This window comes from Candidatus Symbiothrix dinenymphae (assembly GCF_001431085.1).
Map to the genome: position 1 here is coordinate 1 of NZ_BBRU01000216.1, position 647 is coordinate 647.

Sequence of the window (647 nt, forward strand, 5' to 3'; positions counted from 1 at the left end):
TTTGTCGTCTATCTGCTTGAGTGCTTCCTCGGCGGTGGCATTTTCGGATAGTTTAAATTCAAAGACATAGATGATATCTTTCATCCAAACCACTATGTCAGCGCGACCGATGGCACTTTTGACCTCCGTTTGCACAAATAGCCCCATTGAGCGTAACAGTAAATAAAAAATGGTTTGGAAATTTTCTTCCGTTTTGTTGCTTAAATCGTTTGGAATATTTGCAAAATGGGCACGAAGCCGGGTCATAAAACCATCTACATTGCCTGCTTCCAAGTCGATGACAAATAAATCGCTCCTAAAATCAGTGCTTAGTCGTGCGCTCGGTGTGTATATGCGTCGCAGTTCGTCCAAAAAACCGTATTTTACCTCTTCGTTTGGAAAGCCCAAAACGTAGGTGTTGTATTTGGGGTTGAAATCTTTTATCGTGAGATACCCCGTTTGATAGAGCAGAGGAACCGGATTGACATCTCCCGCTCGATAATCGGAGATAGAAGGTGCCGGAATCGTCACATTGTCTTCAAGACTGGGAATATCATCTTTCCCATAATAATTTATTTTTTAAGGCTCCCCGGTTGCCCAAAGAGCGGATTTTACAATATTTTTTATAGACAGCCATATACACACACAAACCCACACCAGCTACAAGG

General features: G+C 42.3%; 1 protein-coding gene. It reads right to left on the reverse strand.

The window, feature by feature from the left end; genetic code table 11:
- Positions 1–510: PD-(D/E)XK nuclease domain-containing protein (locus tag ASC50_RS02995; protein WP_193391191.1), on the reverse strand; the 510-nt coding region annotated here is incomplete at its 3' end.
- Positions 511–647: the final 137 nt, after the last annotated feature.